The organism is Deinococcus sonorensis KR-87 (assembly GCF_040256395.1).
GTDB lineage: Bacteria > Deinococcota > Deinococci > Deinococcales > Deinococcaceae > Deinococcus > Deinococcus sonorensis.
This window is the reverse complement of sequence record NZ_CP158299.1, coordinates 801,784-816,793: the sequence shown is the minus strand read 5'-3', so window position 1 is coordinate 816,793 and position 15,010 is coordinate 801,784. Positions and strand designations below refer to the sequence as shown.

The following is a 15,010-nucleotide window of genomic DNA, read 5'->3' as shown; positions in this document are numbered from 1 at the left end:
TATGGTCGCGCCCAAGATTCGCATCAAGCTGCGCGGCTTTGACCACAAGGCGCTGGACACCTCGGCCAGCCGCATCGTGGACACGGTGCGCCGCACCGGCGCGGACGTGAGTGGCCCGGTGCCGCTGCCGACCCGCGTCCGGCGCTTCTGCGTGCTGCGGTCGCCCTTCAAGTACAAGGACGCCCGCGAGCACTTCGAGATCCGCACCCACAACCGCCTGGTGGACATCAGCAACCCCACCAAGAAGACCATCGACAGCCTGATGACCCTCGACCTGCCGACCGGCGTGGACATCGAGATCAAGACGGTGGGAGGCCGGGCATGAAGGGCATCCTCGGCACCAAGATCGGCATGACCCAGATCTGGAAGGGCGACCGCGCCGTTCCGGTGACGGTCGTGCTGGCCGGCCCGTGCCCGGTGGTGCAGCGCAAGACGCTGGTCACCGACGGCTACGAGGCTGTGCAGGTGGGTTTCATGCCCAAGAGCGAGAAGCGCATGACCCGCCCCGTGCTCGGCCATCTCAAGAAGGCCGGCGTGGGCGCGGTGCGGTACCTGCGCGAGTTCCGCAACTTCGCGCCGGAAGGCGACACCATCAGCGTGGACATCTTCGCTGAAGGCGAGAAGATCGATGCCACCGGCACCAGCAAGGGCCGCGGCACCCAGGGCGTGATGCGCCGCTGGAACTTCTCCGGTGGTCCGGCCAGTCACGGTTCCAAGAAGTGGCACCGCCGCCCCGGTTCGATCGGCCAGCGCAAGACGCCGGGCCGCGTGTACAAGGGCAAGCGCATGGCCGGGCACTGGGGTGTGGAGCGCGTCACCATCCAGAACCTGGAAGTGGTGGAAGTGCGCCCCAGCGAAAACCTGATTCTGATCAAGGGCGCCATCCCCGGCATGACCGGCGGCCTCGTGGTGCTGCGTCAGGCCGTTAAGGGAGCGAAATAATGGCCCAGATCAACGTGGTGGGCAAGAACGCCCGCACCATCGAACTCGACCTGCCGCGGGCGAACAAGCACCTGCTGCACCAGGTGGTCACCTGGCAGCTGGCCAAGCGCCGTCAGGGCAGCGCCAGCACCAAGACCCGCGCTGAAGTCAGCCGCACCGGCAAGAAGATCTTCAGCCAGAAGGGCACCGGCAACGCGCGTCACGGCGACCGCAGCGTCCCGACCTTCGTGGGCGGCGGCGTGGCTTTCGGCCCCAAGCCGCGCAACTACGGCTACACCCTGCCCAAGAAGGTGCGCCGCCTCGGCCTGGCCATGGCGCTCAGCGACCGTCAGCAGGACGGCAAGCTGGTTGCGGTGGACGGCTTCGAGCTGGACGGCAAGACCAAGAGCTTCCTGAACTGGGCGGCCCAGAACGGGATGGACGGCAGTGAGCGCGTGTTCCTGGTCACCGATGACGAGAACGCCCGCCGTGGCGCCCGGAACCTGAGCTGGGTGACGGCGCTCCCGGTCGCGGGCCTGAACGTCTACGACATCCTGCGTCATGACCGTCTGGTGATCGACGCCGTGGTGCTGGAGCCGGCCAAGACGGAAGAGGAGGCGGGCCAGTGAGCAGCGTCTACGACATCATCAAGCAGCCGGTCATCAGCGAGAAGGCCTACGCCGGCATGGACCGCGGCGTCTACACCTTCTGGGTGGCCCCCAGCGCCACCAAGACCCAGATCAAGAACGCCGTTCAGCAGGCGTTCGGCGTGACGGTGGTGAAGGTGACCGCCTTCAACGCCCTGGGCAAGATGAAGCGCACCGGCAAGTACGAAGGCCGCCGCGTGAGCCGCAAGAAGGCCATGGTCAAACTCGCCGAGGGCCAGACGATCGACGCCCTGGTCGGCACGGCGTAAGGAGCGGATTATGGCTGTCAAGAAATATCGTCCGTATACCGCGTCGCGCCGTCAGATGACGACCGCCGACTTCAGCGGCCTGACCAAGAAGCGCCCCGAGAAGGCGCTCACCGAGGCGCTGCCCAAGAGCGGCGGCCACAACAACCGCGGCCGCGTCACCAGCCGCTTCCGTGGCGGCGGGCACAAGCGCCTGTACCGCATCATCGACTTCAAGCGCCGCGACAAGTCGGGCGTGGTGGCCAAGGTGGCCGCGCTGGAGTACGACCCCAACCGCAGCGCCCGCATCGCCCTGCTGGCCTACGCCGACGGTGAGAAGCGCTACGTGCTGGCTCCCGAAGGCCTGACCGTGGGTGCGAGCGTCGTGAGCGGCCCGGAAGCCGAGCCGAAGGTGGGCAACGCCCTCCCGCTGCGCTTCATCCCGGTGGGTGCCGTGGTGCACGCCGTGGAACTGGTGCCGGGCAAGGGCGCCCAGATGGCGCGCAGCGCCGGAACCAGCGTTCAGCTGCAGGGCAAGGAAGGCAACTACGTCAGCCTGCGTCTGCCGAGCGGCGAGGTGCGCCGCGTGCACATCGAGTGCTACGCGACCATCGGCGCCGTGGGCAACGCCGAGCACAAGAACATCGTGATCGGCAAGGCCGGCCGCAGCCGCTGGCTGGGCCGCAAGCCGCACGTCCGCGGCAGCGCCATGAACCCCGTCGACCACCCGCACGGTGGTGGTGAGGGCCGCACCGGTGCGGGCCGCACGCCGGTCAGCCCCTGGGGCCAGCCGTCCAAGGGCCTGAAGACCCGCCGCAAGCGCAAGATCTCGGACCGCTTCATCGTCACCCGCCGTGGCGGGAAGTAAAGGAGGGTAGCGTATGCCCCGTAGCCTCAAAAAAGGGCCGTTCGTGGATGACCACCTCCTGGTGAAGGTGGACGCCCAGAACGACCGCAAGGACAAGCGCGTCATCAAGACCTGGAGCCGGCGCAGCACCATCGTGCCCGAGATGATCGGCCACACCATCGCGGTGTACAACGGCAAGCAGCATGTGCCGGTCTTCGTCTCGGAGCAGATGATCGGCCACAAGCTCGGCGAGTTCAGCCCCACCCGCAGCTACCGCGGGCACGGCGCGGACAAGAACGCCAAGGGGAGCAAGAAGAAGTAATGCAAGCCAAAGCGATTGCCAAATACATCCGCATGACGCCGCGCAAGGTTCGCCTGGTTGTGGACGTCATCCGCGGCAAGGACGTGCAGGCCGCCGAGGATCTGCTGCGCTTCATCCCCCGCGCCGCCAGCCTGCCGATCGAGAAGGTGCTCAAGAGCGCCAAAGCCAACGCGGTCAACAACCACGACATGATCGAGGACCGCCTCTTCGTGGCCCAGGCGTTCGTGGATGCCGGCCCCACCCTGAAGCGTCTGATTCCCCGTGCGCGCGGCAGTGCCAACATCATCAAGAAGCGCACCAGCCACATCACCATCATCCTGGAGGAGCGCCATGGGTAACAAGATCAACCCGAACGGCTTCCGCCTGGGCATCACCAAGGGCTGGAACAGCCGCTGGTACGCCGGGAAGAAGACCTACAGCAAGATGGTCCAGGAAGACGAGCGCATTCGCCGTCTGGTGGCCAAGGAGCTGTCGCAGGCGGGCCTGGCCCGCATCGAGATCGAGCGCGCGGGCCAGCAGGTCAACGTGATCATCAGCGCGGCCAAGCCGGGCATCGTGATCGGCAAGGGCGGCGAGAGCATCAAGCGCCTGCGCGCCGACATCGAGCGTCTGGTGAGCGCCGGCACGGTGGCCGTGAACGTCGCCGAGATCCCCAACCCCAACACCAGCGCCCCGCTGGTCGCGCTGCGCGTGGCCGAGCAGATCGAGCGCCGGTTCGCGTTCCGCCGCGCCATGAAGCAGGCGGCCCAGCGCGTGATGGAGTCGGGCGCCCGCGGCGTTAAGGTGATCCTGTCGGGTCGTCTGGGCGGCGCCGAGCAGGCCCGCACCGAGAAGGTGCTGGAAGGCCGCGTGCCGCTGCACACCCTGCGCGCCGACATCGACTACGGCACCGCGCTGGCCCGCACCACCTACGGCATCATCGGCATCAAGGTGCTGGTGTTCAACGGCGAGGTCATCGGTGGCAAGACCGAAACCGTGGTCCGTCCGCCGCGTCAGGGTGGCGAGCGCCGTCCTGAGGGTGACCGTCCCAACCGCCGCCGCCCCACCGCGCGCCGCCGCACAGGAGGTGAGTGATGCTTCTTCCGAAGCGCACCAAGTTCCGCAAGCAGTTCCGTGGCCGGATGACCGGCGACGCCAAGGGCGGCGATTACGTGGCCTTCGGCGACTTCGGCCTGGTGGCCATGGAGCCGGCCTGGATCAAGAGCAACCAGATCGAGGCCTGCCGCATCGTGATGAGCCGTCACTTCCGCCGCGGCGGCAAGATCTACATCCGCGTGTTCCCCGACAAGCCCGTCACCAAGAAGCCGGCCGAAACCCGAATGGGTAAGGGTAAGGGCGCCGTGGAGTACTGGGTGGCCGTCGTGAAGCCGGGCCGCGTGATGTTCGAGGTGAGCGGCGTGACCGAGGAGCAGGCCAAGGAGGCCTTCCGCCTGGCGGGCCACAAGCTCCCCATCAGCACCAAGATGGTGAAGCGCGAGGTATACGATGAAGCTCAGTGAAATGCGTGAGCTGGACGCGGCTGCGTTCGAGCAGGAAGTGGCGTCGCGCAAGAAGGAACTGATGGAACTGCGGTTCCAGGGCGCGGTGGGCAATCTGGACAAGCCGCACCGGGTCACCCAGCTCCGCCGCGAGGTGGCTCAGCTCCTGACCGTGCAGACGGAGAAGCAGAGGAGCCAGAAATGAAGAAGACACTGACCGGTGTGGTCGTGAGCGACAAGGCCGACAAGACGGTGAGCGTCAAGGTCGAGCGGCGCTTCATGCACCCGCTGTACGGCAAGGTCGTGACCCGCAGCCAGAAGTACGCGGCCCACGACGAGACCAACGAGTACCGGCTGGGCGACCGCGTCGAGATCCTCTCGGTGCGGCCCATCAGCAAGACCAAGACCTGGAAGGTCACCCGGTTGGTCGAGCGCCCGCGTGGCATCGAGACCACCGCGGTGGAGACCGAAGGCGGTAACGCATGATCATGCCTCAGTCCCGCCTCGACGTGGCGGACAACAGCGGTGCCCGTGAACTGATGTGCATCCGGGTGCTGAACAGCGGCATCGGCGGCAAGGGCCTGACCAAGGGCGGCGGCGGCAACAAGCGCTACGCCCACGTGGGCGACATCATCGTCGCCTCGGTCAAGGACGCCGCACCGCGCGGCACCGTCAAGGCCGGTGACGTGGTCAAGGCCGTGGTGGTGCGCACCAGCTTTGCGGTGAAGCGCCAGGACGGCTCGGCCATCCGCTTCGATAAGAACGCGGCCGTCATCATCAACAACAACGGCGAGCCGCGTGGAACGCGCGTCTTCGGGCCGGTGGCGCGCGAGCTGCGTGATCGCCGCTTTATGAAGATCATCTCGCTGGCCCCGGAGGTGCTGTAATGCCGCAGGGCAAGATCAGCAAGCCCAAAGCGGGCGAGCACCACAACTTCAAGCTGCACGTCAAGAAGGGCGACACCGTCGTCGTGACGCGCGGCAAGCACAAGGGCCAGACCGGCACCGTGCTGCTGGCGCTGCCTGAGGACCAGAAGGTCGTGGTCGAGGGCGTCAACATCGTCAAGAAGCACGTCAAGCCGAACCCCGGCAACAGCGCTGGCGGCATCGAGGAGCGCGAAGGCGCCCTGCATGCCAGCAAGGTGAGCCTGGTGGATCCTGAAACCGGTAAGGCCACCCGCGTGCGCAAGCAGGTCGTGGACGGCAAGAAGGTCCGCGTGGCTGTGGCCAGCGGCAAAGTCATCGACTGATTCAGGGTCGCGCCACTCTGCGTCCCGGGCGACCCGCCCGCCCGAAAGAGGAATCCATGCAGCAACTCAAGAGCAAGTACAACGATGAAGTGCGTCCCGCGCTGATGCAGCAGTTTGGCTACAGCAGCGTGATGGCCGTGCCGCGCATCGAGAAGATCGTCATCAACGAGGGTCTGGGCAGCAGCAAGGAAGACAGCAAGGCCATCGACAAGGCGGCCCGCGAGCTGAGCCTGATCACGCTGCAGAAGCCGATCATCACCAAGGCCAAGAAGAGCATCAGCAACTTCAAGCTGCGTCAGGGCATGCCGGTCGGCGTGAAGGTCACGCTGCGCGGCGAGCGCATGTACGTGTTCATGGAGAAGCTGCTGAACATCGCGCTACCGCGTCTGCGCGACTTCCGTGGCATCAACCCCAACGCCTTCGATGGCCGTGGTAACTACAACCTGGGCATCAAGGAGCAGCTGATCTTCCCGGAAATCACCTATGATATGGTGGACAAAGTCCGTGGCATGGACATCACTGTCGTGACCACGGCCAAGTCCGACGAGGAAGCCCGCGCGCTGCTCCAGGCGATGGGATTTCCGTTCCGGAAGTAAGACACAGCGAGCGGTAAAGGTTTCCCCGCACTTCACCCCCGGCTTCTGCCGGGTTCGGCGTGTGGGGACAAGGAGAGCCGAGTATGGCCAAGAAGAGCAAGATTGCCAAGCAGAAGCAGCGTGAGCAGACGGTGGCCAAGTACGCCGAGCGCCGTGAGGCGATGAAGGCGGCCGGTGACTACGCCGGTCTGGCGACCCTGCCGCGCGACGCCAGCCCCACCCGCCTGCACAACCGTTGTGAGCAGACCGGTCGCCCCCGCGGCTACATCCGCTTCTTCGGGGTCAGCCGCATCGTGCTGCGCGAGATGGCGCACCGCGGTGAGCTGCCGGGCGTCAAGAAGTCCAGCTGGTAACACCCGCTGTGTCCGTCCAGCTGGATACGAACCGCTTCACTTGAACGGTGATCGTCCGGACCTGGAACTGAGGATCCAAAGCCAGAAGCCCCAATGTTGGGGACCCCAGGGGAGCAGCCAGCCGGCTGTCTCCCCTCCAGCCGGGGCAGAGTGCCCCCGGAGGAGACCGAATGCTCAGTGATCCCATCGCCGATATGCTGACGCGCATCCGCAACGCGACGCGCGGCCACAAGGAGATCGTGGACGTGCCCGCCTCCAAGTTCAAGGAGCAGCTGGGCCACCTGCTGGTCAAGGAAGGCTACTTGGCCTCCTGCGAGCGAGTGCGCGACGAAGGTATGAAGTTCGATGTGCTGCGTCTGACCCTGAAGTACGGCGCCAAGCGCGAGCAGGTCATCAAGCACATTGAGCGCATCAGCCGTCCCGGCCGCCGCGCCTACGTCAGCCATGAGCACCTGCCGCGCATCCAGCGTGGCCTGGGTCTGGCGGTCGTTTCGACCAGCCACGGCCTGCTGGCCGACCGTGATGCCCGCAAGCAGGGCATCGGCGGCGAACTCGTCTGCGTTCTCTGGTAACGCGTTCACCCCTACACAGAAGGAGCTGCCATGTCGCGTATTGGTAGACAGCCGATCGCCGTTCCGAGTGGTGTGACCGCCACCATCGAGAAGGGCCTGTTCAAGGTCAAAGGCCCCAAGGGCGAGTTGACCGTTCCCCATAATCCCGCCATTGAGGTGCAGCAGCAGGACGGCACCCTGAGCGTCACCCGTCCGGATGACCGCCAGGACCACCGCGCCCTGCACGGCCTGACCCGCACGCTGGTCGCCAACGCCGTTCACGGTGTGGCCAACGGCTTCACCATCAACCTGGAGCTGCGCGGCGTGGGTTACCGTGCCCGCCTGAACGGCACGTCGCTGGAGCTGACCATCGGCTACAGCCACCCCGTTGTGATCGCGCCGCCCGCCGGCGTGAGCTTCGCGGTTCCGGAGCCCACCCGCATTGACGTGACGGGCATCGACAAGCAGCTGGTCGGCCAGGTGGCCGCCAACGTCCGCAAGGTCCGCGTGCCGGATGCCTACCACGGCAAGGGTGTGCGCTTTGTGGGTGAGAAGATTGCCCTCAAGGCCGGTAAGGCCGGCGCCACGGGCGGAAAGGGTAAGAAATGAGCGTCGCCAACCAGACCATGTTGCGCCGCAAGCTGCGTAACCGCCGCAAGGTGGTGACCGCCGCTTCGGGCCGTCCGCGCCTGAGCATCTACCGTTCCAGCAAGCACATCTACGCGCAGCTGATCGATGACGCCTCCGGCACCACCATCGCCCAGGTCGGCAGCAAGGCCGTCAAGACCGGCACCAAGACCGACAGCGCCGCTGCCGTGGGCCGTGCCCTGGCCGCCGCCGCGCTGGAGAAGGGCGTCAAGCAGGTTGTTTTCGACCGTGGACAGTACAAGTACCACGGCCGGGTGAAGGCGCTGGCCGAAGCAGCGCGGGAGGGTGGCCTTGACTTTTAATCGTCGCAATGACCGCAACGCCGAGCGCGAGACCGGCGAATTCGAAGAGAAGATGCTCTTCGTCAACCGCACCGCCAAGACCTACCAGGGTGGTCGCCGCTTCCGCTTCGCCGCGCTGGTGATCCTGGGTGACCGCAACGGTCGCGTGGGCATGGGCATCGGCAAGGCCAAGGAAGTGCCGGTCGCCATCGAGAAGGCGAAGGCTGTGGCCCGCAAGAACATGATCCAGGTGCCGGTCGAGAACGGCACCATCCCCCACGACATCGTGGGCGAGAACAGCACCAGCCGCGTGCTGCTGAAGCCGGCCGGCCCCGGTACCGGTGTGATCGCCGGCACCGTACCGCGCTCGATCGCCGAACTGGCGGGCATCACCAACATGCTCAGCAAGGAGCTCGGGAGCCGCAACAAGGTGAACGTGGCGTACGCCGTGTTCGACGGCCTGAAGAACCTGCGCACCGCGAAGCAGGTGCGGGCGCTGCGCGGCACGGCCGAAGGGGGGCAGGCATGAAGGTCACGCTGAAGCGCAGCACCATCGGCCGTCCGCAGGACCAGGTCGAGACCGTCAAGGCGCTGGGACTCAGCAGAATCGGCCAAAGCCGTGAGCTGCCGGAGACCCCCGCCATCCAGGGCATGATCCGCAAGGTCATCCACCTGCTGGAGGTGAGCAAGTGAAGCTTCACGATCTGATTCCCGCGCCCGGTTCCAAGAAGAACCGTAAGCGCGTGGGCCGTGGCCCCGGCGGCACCGACAAGACCGCCGGCCGTGGCCACAAGGGCCAGAAGAGCCGCTCGGGCGCCGGCAAGGGCCAGTTCTTCCAGGGTGGCGGCAGCACGCTGATCAGCCGCCTGCCCAAGCGCGGCTTCAACAACGTGGGCACCACCTTCGAAGTGGTGAACCTCAGCCAGCTGGACGGCCTGAGCGGCACGGTGGACCGTGCGGCGCTGGAAGCGGCCGGACTGGTGCGCCGCAAGGGCCGCCCGGTCAAGCTGCTGGCGCGCGGTGAGGTCAAGGCTGCCCTGACGCTGCACGTGGACGCGGCCAGCGAGGCGGCTGTGAAGGCCATCGAAGCTGCCGGCGGCAGCGTGGTGCTGACGCAGCCCCAGGCCGAAGCGCAGGCCGAGTAATGCTGCGCGCCTTCCGCGACGCATTCCGGATTCCGGATCTTCAGCGGAAGATCGTGTTCACGCTGCTGTTGCTGGCCGTGTACCGGCTGGGCAACGCCATTCCGACCCCAGGCATCAACGCGGCTGCGCTGGCCAACAGCAACAGCAACAACAGCATCCTCGGCTTGATTGGTCTGGTGTCGGGCGGCAACCTCCAGCAGTTCTCGATCTTCGCGCTGGGGGTGCTGCCCTACATCACGGCCAGCATCGTGATCCAGCTGTTGACCACCACCATCCCCGCCCTGGAGAAGCTCTCCAAGGAAGGGGAGGAGGGGCGCAAAAAGATCAACCAGTACACCCGCTACGCGGCGATCGCGCTGGGAACGGTGCAGGCCACCATTTTCTCGGTGCTGTTCACCCGCGACGCGGGCAATCTGGCGCCCGGCTGGGACCCGGGGCTCTTCACCATCCTGGTGATGGTGCTGGCGCAGGTGGCCGGCATCGCCTTCACCATGTGGCTGGGCGAACGCATCACCGAGGTGGGGGTGGGCAACGGCATCTCGCTGATCATCACGGCGGGCATCATCGCCCGCTACCCCCCGGAGATCGCCAACACCGCCAAGCTGATGCAGGCCGGCAACCTGACGCTCTTCCCGCTGCTGGGCTTCATCCTGGTGACGCTGCTGGTGATCGCCGGCATCGTCTACGTGTATCAGGCGGAGCGGCGGGTGCCGGTGCAGTACGCCCGCAAGCAGGTGGGCGGCCGCAGCTACGGCGGTCAGGCCACCTTCCTGCCGATCAAGGTGAACCAGGCGGGCGTGATTCCGGTGATCTTCGCGTCGGCCATGCTGATCCTGCCGAACCTGCTGCAGCAGGCTACCCAGACGCGGGCGCCGGCTGTGGCGACCTTCATCCAGCGCTACCTCAGCAGTGGCGGGGTGTGGTACACGGTGCTGGAAGTGCTGCTGATCGTGGGCTTCACCTACCTGTACAACAGCGTGCAGTTTGATCCCAAGCGCATTGCGGAGCAGCTGCGCGAGGCCGGCGGCTTCGTGCCGGGCGTGCGTCCAGGGACGGCCACCGCCGAGTTCCTGGGCCGCATCAGTACCCGCATCTCGCTGTGGGGCGCCATCTTCCTGGCCCTGCTGGTGATCATTCCGCAGCTGGTGCAGAAGGCCACCGGCGTGACCACCTTCCAGTTCTCCGGAACCGGCCTGCTGATCATCGTGGGTGTGGCGCTGGAAACCCTGCGCCAGCTGGAGTCGCAGCTGACGGTGCGCCGCTACGACGGCTTCATCAGCAAGGGCCGGATCCGCGGCCGGTTGCAGTAAGCTCAGCGACGTGCAGGAGTGGGCCGGGGGCATCCCCCGGCCCGCTTTCTGCTACTTTGGGTTCATCGCAGTCTCAGGACCAGTTCGCCCTGCGTCCGGCTGTACGGAAAGGAACACCTGATGCCCAACCAGTCCAACAAAGTGGTGATCTTTCTGGGGCCCCCCGGCGCCGGCAAGGGAACGCAGGCCGAACGTCTGGCGGCTGAGCAGCAGCTGCTCAAGATCAGCACCGGAGACATTTTGCGAGACCATGTGACCCGCAACACCGAGCTGGGGCAGCAGGTCAAGCCGCTGCTGGACGCCGGCCACCTGGTGCCGGATGACATCCTGATCGCGCTGATCCGCGACCGGCTGGCCAGCCTGGACCCGGTCCGGGTGATCTTCGACGGTTTCCCCCGCACCACCGCCCAGGCGCAGGAGCTGGACGTGCTGCTGGAGGAACTCGGCGCGCCGGTGAGTGCCGTGCCGCTGCTGGAGGTGCCGGACGACGTGCTGATCGCCCGGATCGTGGAGCGCGGCAAGACCAGCGGGCGCAGCGACGACACCGAGGAGGTGGCCCGCAACCGGCAGACGGTGTACCGGGACCAGACCCAGCCGCTGATTGATTACTACGCCGCGCGCGGGCAGGTGCATACCATCAACGGGGTGGGCAGCATGGACGAGGTGTACGGCCGCATCCGTGACGCGGTGAACTGAAGCCGCGACTTGAAGCGGCCCCGCCGGGCCTGTATAGTACTTTCTTGGCCAAGCGGAAGCCGGGCGGCCAACGGTCTCCAGCGAGAGACGGCCCGCTTCCCAGACGGCGGCCCCGCCAGCGTGCGGGCGCTTCCGGGCTCAGGAGAGACATGCCCAAGGTCAAGACCAAGAAGAGTGTCACGCGCCGGGTGAAGATCACGGCGACGGGCAAAGTCATGGCGTTCAAGAGTGGCAAGCGCCACCAGAACACCGGCAAGAGCGGCAGCGAAATCCGCGGCAAGGGCAAGGGCTTCGTCCTGGCCAAGAGCGAGTGGGCGCGCATGAAAGCGGCGCTGCCGAAGGGGAACTGATCTATGCCTCGCGTTAAAACCGGTGTTGTCCGTCGTCGCCGCCACAAGAAGACCCTCAAGCAGGCCAAGGGCTTCTGGGGTTCGCGCAGCAAGCAGTACAAGAACGCCTTCCAGACCCTGCTGAACGCGGCCACCTACGAGTACCGCGATCGCCGCAACAAGAAGCGCGACTTCCGCCGGCTGTGGATTCAGCGCATCAATGCGGGCGCCCGCCTGCACGGCATGAACTACAGCACCTTCATCAACGGCCTCAAGACGGCCGGCGTGGACCTGAACCGCAAGGTGCTGGCCGACATCGCCGCCCGCGAGCCGGAAGTGTTTGCCACTCTGGTGCAGACCGCCAAGGCCAGCCGCAACGGCTGAATCCGGCTGCCCCGAAGCGCCCCCGGTCGGGGGCGCTTTTTTGTGCTCCGGCACGGCCCGGCTTGCCTGATACCATACGGACATGACCACAGTTCAAGTTGCGCAGCGCAGGTATTTTGGCACCGATGGAGTGCGGGGGGTGGCGGGAGAAGCGCCGTTGACGGCCGACTGGGTGCTGCGGCTGGGGATGGCCGCCGCCGTGGTGCTGCAGGCGGCAGGCGGCGGGCGCGCCACCGTCGTGATCGGCAAGGACACCCGCCAGAGCGGTGACATGCTGGAAGCGGCGCTGGCCGCTGGCCTGACCTCGCGCGGCGTGAACGTGATTCACCTGGGCGTGCTGCCCACGCCGGGCGTCAGCTTCCTGACCCGCTACCTGAAGGCGGAGGCGGGCGTGGTGATCAGCGCGTCGCACAATCCCTACCAGGACAACGGCATCAAGTTCTTCGGGAAGAGCGGCGAGAAGCTGAGTGATGAGCTGGAGCTGCAGATCGAGGCCGCGCTCGACAGCTTGGACGCGCTGCCGCCAGTGAACGGGGTGGAGCTGGGCAGCGTCACCGACTACACCGAGGCCGAGCGGCTCTACGCCGACTTTCTGAAAACCCAGGCCCCGGACCTGAGCGGCCTGCGGGTGGCCATGGACTGCGCCAACGGCGCCGCCTACCGGGTGGGCCCCCGGGTGTTCCAGGCGGCGGGCGCCGACCTGTTTGCCATCTACACCACCCCGGACGGCCGCAACATCAACCGCGACTGCGGCAGCACCCACATGGACAATCTGGCACGCATCGTGCGCGAGGGCGGCTATGACCTGGGCGTGGCCTTCGATGGCGACGCCGACCGGGCGCTGTTCGTGGATTCGCGCGGCAACGTGGTGCACGGCGACCACCTGCTGCTGCTGAACGCGCGGGCGCGCGGCGAGCGCGGCGTGGTGGCCACCGTGATGAGCAACATGGCGCTGGAAGTCAAGCTGCAGGAGGCGGGCATTCCGCTGATCCGGGCGGCGGTGGGCGACCGCTACGTGCACGAGCAGCTGCAGGCGGGCAGCCTGCACCTGGGCGGCGAGCAGAGCGGCCACGTGTTGTTCCTGGACCGCTCGCCCACCGGCGACGGCATCCTGACGGCGCTGCTGAGCCTGGCCGCGCTCTCGCAGCTGGGCACCACCCTGGACGAGCTCCACGACGAGCTGGTGATGTTCCCGCAGACGCTGGTGAACGTGCGGGTGCAGGACAAGGCGGCGGCGGTCCAGCGTCCGCAGGTGCAGGCGGCGGTGCAGGCGGCCGAGCAGCGCCTGAGTGGCCGGGGCCGCGTCAACCTGCGGCCCAGCGGCACCGAGCAGCTGGTGCGGGTGATGGTGGAAGGCCCCGACGAGGCCGAGATCCAGGAGATCGCCCAGGGCATCGCCGGGCTGGTGGCGCAGGCCTGAACGGCCTGCCCGCGCCGCAGCGGGGCCACATGTGCGAACATGGCCAGATGACTGTCCTCTGTGCCGCTGGCCGCCGCTGTCCGGTGGCGCCATGAAACCCCGTCAGGTGGAGGCCGCCCTGTCCCGGCTGCTGTCCGGGGCCATCCACGACCTGCGCGACCCGCGCGTGCCGCTGATCGTGACCATCGAGCGGGTGACCGTCACGTCGGACTATGGGCTGGCGCGGGTGTATGTCTCGAGCATTGGGGACGTGGACGCGCTGGTCGAGGCGCTCAACCATGCCCGTGGCCGGCTGCAGCGCGAGGCCGCCAGCCAGCTGAAGCTGCGTCGCACGCCGCAGCTGGAGTTCTTCGGGACCCAGGCGATGCCGTTTCTGGCCCCGGAGTCGGACGCGTGAACGCAGAAACCCAGACCGTGATCCGGGCGCGCTACGCCGAAACCGACGCGATGGGCGTGGTGCATCACGCCACCTACCCGATCTGGTTCGAGCTGGGCCGCAGCGACCTGATGCGCGCGCTGGGGCTGCCGTACAGCGAGGTGGAACGGCGCGGCTACTACCTGATGCTCTCCGGGCTGAACGTGCGCTACCACCGGGCGGTGCGCTACGACGAGGAGGTCACGCTGCACACCCGCACCGCCGAGGTCCGGTCCCGCACCGTGAACTTCAGCTATGAGCTGCGGCGCGGCGAGGAACTGCTGGCCACCGGCGAGACGCATCACATCGCCACCGACCGGCAGTACCGCCCCGCCCGGATGCCGGACGACGTGCTGGCCCTGCTGCGCGGCGAGGGCTGACCGGAGGCGGGCCGCCCTGGCGGAAAACGGCGGCAGCTTCCTTTCTCGGGAAGCTGCCGCCGCGCACGTCCGGTTACTGGGGGGTTTCGTTCCAGGCGTGGTCCAGCAGGTCACGGACGTGAACGGCGCTCACGTCGTCCAGGCCACGCACCTCCTGCTCCAGCAGCTTGATGGCGCGGCGGAACGCCTGACGGTCCAGGTCCGGCAGCCCGCGGCGGATGTTCCAGCGCCGCAGCTCACAGGTCAGGGTGGCCAGCTCGTAGGGGTCGCCCGACACCAGGATCTCGGTGACGCGGCGGTGCCGGGCCGCCCATTGGCGCGGCAGCACCACTTCACCCTCCTGCAGGTGGTGCAGCAGGGTGGGCATCTCGTCCTCGGTCAGGGCGGCGCGCATGCCGCTGCTGGCGGGGGCGTCCACCGGCACGAAGGCCCGCGAGGAGGTATGGGGGAACTCGATGCTGTAGTACTGCAGCTGCTCGCCGCCCACCGGCCGCACACACGTCTCTCCGATCACGCCGATGCCGTAAGGAGGCACCACCACCCGGTCACCAATATTGAACGCACTGTTCTTCACGGATTCCACCTCGCTGATGACGGTGCTGGGCCAGACAGGCCACAGCAGCAGGAGAGGCGCAGCCTGACTCCACAAGGCGACAGCCCAGCCTGGAGGCTGGGCTGGAATTACTGCGGAGCGGGGCGGCGCGTTGCCGGGAGACTGCTCAAGATATGTGAATCGGTGCAGACACTGGAGCGGCGCAACAGGAGGGCGGTTCTGGCCCGCTGGGGCTGGAAC

General features: G+C 67.0%; 29 protein-coding genes. 28 read left to right on the top strand and 1 reads right to left on the bottom strand.

Annotation, left to right across the window (positions count from 1 at the left end; genetic code table 11):
• The first annotated feature begins 1 nt into the window (after position 1).
• The 28 genes from rpsJ (at position 2) to ABOD76_RS09100 (ending at position 14,217) form a co-directional block, all read left to right on the top strand.
• Positions 2-325, top strand: coding sequence for a 30S ribosomal protein S10 (gene rpsJ, locus ABOD76_RS09235; RefSeq protein WP_350244539.1), 324 nt, complete (start codon positions 2-4; stop codon positions 323-325).
• Positions 322-942: a 50S ribosomal protein L3 gene (rplC, locus tag ABOD76_RS09230; RefSeq protein WP_350244538.1), complete on the top strand. Its 621-nt coding sequence runs from the start codon at positions 322-324 to the stop codon at positions 940-942. The genes rpsJ and rplC overlap by 4 nt, the downstream gene beginning before the upstream one ends.
• Positions 942-1,550 (top strand): 50S ribosomal protein L4, encoded by a 609-nt coding sequence (rplD, locus tag ABOD76_RS09225; RefSeq protein ID WP_350244537.1) that lies wholly within the window; start codon positions 942-944, stop codon positions 1,548-1,550. The genes rplC and rplD overlap by 1 nt, the downstream gene beginning before the upstream one ends.
• Before the next feature lie 56 nt (positions 1,551-1,606).
• Positions 1,607-1,837: a 50S ribosomal protein L23 gene (locus ABOD76_RS09220; protein WP_350245239.1), complete on the top strand. Its 231-nt coding sequence runs from the start codon at positions 1,607-1,609 to the stop codon at positions 1,835-1,837.
• A gap of 10 nt (positions 1,838-1,847) precedes the next feature.
• On the top strand, positions 1,848-2,681 hold the full coding sequence (gene rplB, locus ABOD76_RS09215; RefSeq protein WP_350244536.1) for a 50S ribosomal protein L2: 834 nt from the start codon (positions 1,848-1,850) through the stop codon (positions 2,679-2,681).
• 13 nt (positions 2,682-2,694) lie between these two features.
• Positions 2,695-2,982 carry a 30S ribosomal protein S19 gene (gene rpsS, locus ABOD76_RS09210; RefSeq protein ID WP_350244535.1) on the top strand — a complete coding sequence of 96 codons (288 nt, stop codon included), beginning with the start codon at positions 2,695-2,697 and terminating at the stop codon, positions 2,980-2,982.
• Positions 2,982-3,320, top strand: coding sequence for a 50S ribosomal protein L22 (gene rplV / locus ABOD76_RS09205; RefSeq protein ID WP_350244534.1), 339 nt, complete (start codon positions 2,982-2,984; stop codon positions 3,318-3,320). The genes rpsS and rplV overlap by 1 nt, the downstream gene beginning before the upstream one ends.
• Positions 3,313-4,056, top strand: a complete 744-nt coding sequence (gene rpsC / locus ABOD76_RS09200; protein ID WP_350244533.1) for a 30S ribosomal protein S3 — start codon at positions 3,313-3,315, stop codon at positions 4,054-4,056. The genes rplV and rpsC overlap by 8 nt, the downstream gene beginning before the upstream one ends.
• Positions 4,056-4,481 (top strand): 50S ribosomal protein L16, encoded by a 426-nt coding sequence (gene rplP / locus ABOD76_RS09195; RefSeq protein ID WP_350244532.1) that lies wholly within the window; start codon positions 4,056-4,058, stop codon positions 4,479-4,481. The genes rpsC and rplP overlap by 1 nt, the downstream gene beginning before the upstream one ends.
• On the top strand, positions 4,468-4,665 hold the full coding sequence (gene rpmC, locus ABOD76_RS09190; protein WP_350244531.1) for a 50S ribosomal protein L29: 198 nt from the start codon (positions 4,468-4,470) through the stop codon (positions 4,663-4,665). Before rplP ends, rpmC begins: the two co-directional genes overlap by 14 nt.
• Positions 4,662-4,946: a 30S ribosomal protein S17 gene (gene rpsQ / locus ABOD76_RS09185; RefSeq protein WP_350244530.1), complete on the top strand. Its 285-nt coding sequence runs from the start codon at positions 4,662-4,664 to the stop codon at positions 4,944-4,946. Before rpmC ends, rpsQ begins: the two co-directional genes overlap by 4 nt.
• Positions 4,943-5,347 carry a 50S ribosomal protein L14 gene (rplN, locus tag ABOD76_RS09180; RefSeq protein WP_350244529.1) on the top strand — a complete coding sequence of 135 codons (405 nt, stop codon included), beginning with the start codon at positions 4,943-4,945 and terminating at the stop codon, positions 5,345-5,347. The genes rpsQ and rplN overlap by 4 nt, the downstream gene beginning before the upstream one ends.
• Positions 5,348-5,361: 14 nt before the next feature.
• Complete coding sequence (gene rplX / locus ABOD76_RS09175; RefSeq protein ID WP_433961777.1) at positions 5,362-5,709, top strand: 50S ribosomal protein L24; 348 nt, start codon at positions 5,362-5,364, stop codon at positions 5,707-5,709.
• Positions 5,710-5,765: 56 nt separating this feature from the next.
• Positions 5,766-6,305, top strand: coding sequence for a 50S ribosomal protein L5 (gene rplE / locus ABOD76_RS09170; protein WP_350244528.1), 540 nt, complete (start codon positions 5,766-5,768; stop codon positions 6,303-6,305).
• Positions 6,306-6,388: 83 nt separating this feature from the next.
• On the top strand, positions 6,389-6,658 hold the full coding sequence (rpsN, locus tag ABOD76_RS09165; RefSeq protein ID WP_350244527.1) for a 30S ribosomal protein S14: 270 nt from the start codon (positions 6,389-6,391) through the stop codon (positions 6,656-6,658).
• A 170-nt stretch (positions 6,659-6,828) separates the two neighbouring features.
• On the top strand, positions 6,829-7,230 hold the full coding sequence (gene rpsH, locus ABOD76_RS09160) for a 30S ribosomal protein S8 (protein ID WP_350244526.1): 402 nt from the start codon (positions 6,829-6,831) through the stop codon (positions 7,228-7,230).
• A gap of 30 nt (positions 7,231-7,260) precedes the next feature.
• Entirely contained in the window at positions 7,261-7,818 is a 558-nt protein-coding gene (rplF, locus tag ABOD76_RS09155; protein WP_350244525.1) for a 50S ribosomal protein L6, read from the top strand.
• Positions 7,815-8,159 carry a 50S ribosomal protein L18 gene (gene rplR / locus ABOD76_RS09150; RefSeq protein WP_350244524.1) on the top strand — a complete coding sequence of 115 codons (345 nt, stop codon included), beginning with the start codon at positions 7,815-7,817 and terminating at the stop codon, positions 8,157-8,159. Before rplF ends, rplR begins: the two co-directional genes overlap by 4 nt.
• Positions 8,149-8,667: a 30S ribosomal protein S5 gene (gene rpsE / locus ABOD76_RS09145; RefSeq protein ID WP_350244523.1), complete on the top strand. Its 519-nt coding sequence runs from the start codon at positions 8,149-8,151 to the stop codon at positions 8,665-8,667. The genes rplR and rpsE overlap by 11 nt, the downstream gene beginning before the upstream one ends.
• Positions 8,664-8,831 (top strand): 50S ribosomal protein L30, encoded by a 168-nt coding sequence (gene rpmD / locus ABOD76_RS09140; RefSeq protein ID WP_350244522.1) that lies wholly within the window; start codon positions 8,664-8,666, stop codon positions 8,829-8,831. Before rpsE ends, rpmD begins: the two co-directional genes overlap by 4 nt.
• Entirely contained in the window at positions 8,828-9,283 is a 456-nt protein-coding gene (rplO, locus tag ABOD76_RS09135; RefSeq protein ID WP_350244521.1) for a 50S ribosomal protein L15, read from the top strand. The genes rpmD and rplO overlap by 4 nt, the downstream gene beginning before the upstream one ends.
• A complete protein-coding gene (gene secY, locus ABOD76_RS09130; protein ID WP_350244520.1) occupies positions 9,283-10,593 on the top strand; it encodes a preprotein translocase subunit SecY in 1,311 nt (436 codons plus the stop codon). The genes rplO and secY overlap by 1 nt, the downstream gene beginning before the upstream one ends.
• A gap of 120 nt (positions 10,594-10,713) precedes the next feature.
• Positions 10,714-11,289 carry an adenylate kinase gene (locus ABOD76_RS09125; protein WP_350244519.1) on the top strand — a complete coding sequence of 192 codons (576 nt, stop codon included), beginning with the start codon at positions 10,714-10,716 and terminating at the stop codon, positions 11,287-11,289.
• Positions 11,290-11,438: 149 nt separating this feature from the next.
• Positions 11,439-11,639: a 50S ribosomal protein L35 gene (rpmI, locus tag ABOD76_RS09120; RefSeq protein ID WP_350244518.1), complete on the top strand. Its 201-nt coding sequence runs from the start codon at positions 11,439-11,441 to the stop codon at positions 11,637-11,639.
• Positions 11,640-11,642: 3 nt separating this feature from the next.
• Positions 11,643-12,002 (top strand): 50S ribosomal protein L20, encoded by a 360-nt coding sequence (gene rplT, locus ABOD76_RS09115; protein ID WP_350244517.1) that lies wholly within the window; start codon positions 11,643-11,645, stop codon positions 12,000-12,002.
• A gap of 82 nt (positions 12,003-12,084) precedes the next feature.
• The gene (gene glmM, locus ABOD76_RS09110) at positions 12,085-13,422 is read left to right on the top strand and encodes a phosphoglucosamine mutase (protein WP_350244516.1); all 1,338 of its coding nucleotides are present in this window, start codon (positions 12,085-12,087) and stop codon (positions 13,420-13,422) included.
• A gap of 91 nt (positions 13,423-13,513) precedes the next feature.
• Entirely contained in the window at positions 13,514-13,819 is a 306-nt protein-coding gene (locus ABOD76_RS09105) for a ribosome-binding factor A (protein ID WP_350244515.1), read from the top strand.
• Positions 13,820-13,869: 50 nt separating this feature from the next.
• Positions 13,870-14,217, top strand: coding sequence for an acyl-CoA thioesterase (locus ABOD76_RS09100; protein WP_350245237.1), 348 nt, complete (start codon positions 13,870-13,872; stop codon positions 14,215-14,217).
• A gap of 73 nt (positions 14,218-14,290) precedes the next feature.
• Here the strand turns inward: ABOD76_RS09100 and ABOD76_RS09095 are convergent, their stop codons facing one another.
• Positions 14,291-14,791 carry a CarD family transcriptional regulator gene (locus ABOD76_RS09095; protein WP_350244514.1) on the bottom strand — a complete coding sequence of 167 codons (501 nt, stop codon included), beginning with the start codon at positions 14,789-14,791 and terminating at the stop codon, positions 14,291-14,293.
• Positions 14,792-15,010 lie beyond the last annotated feature (219 nt).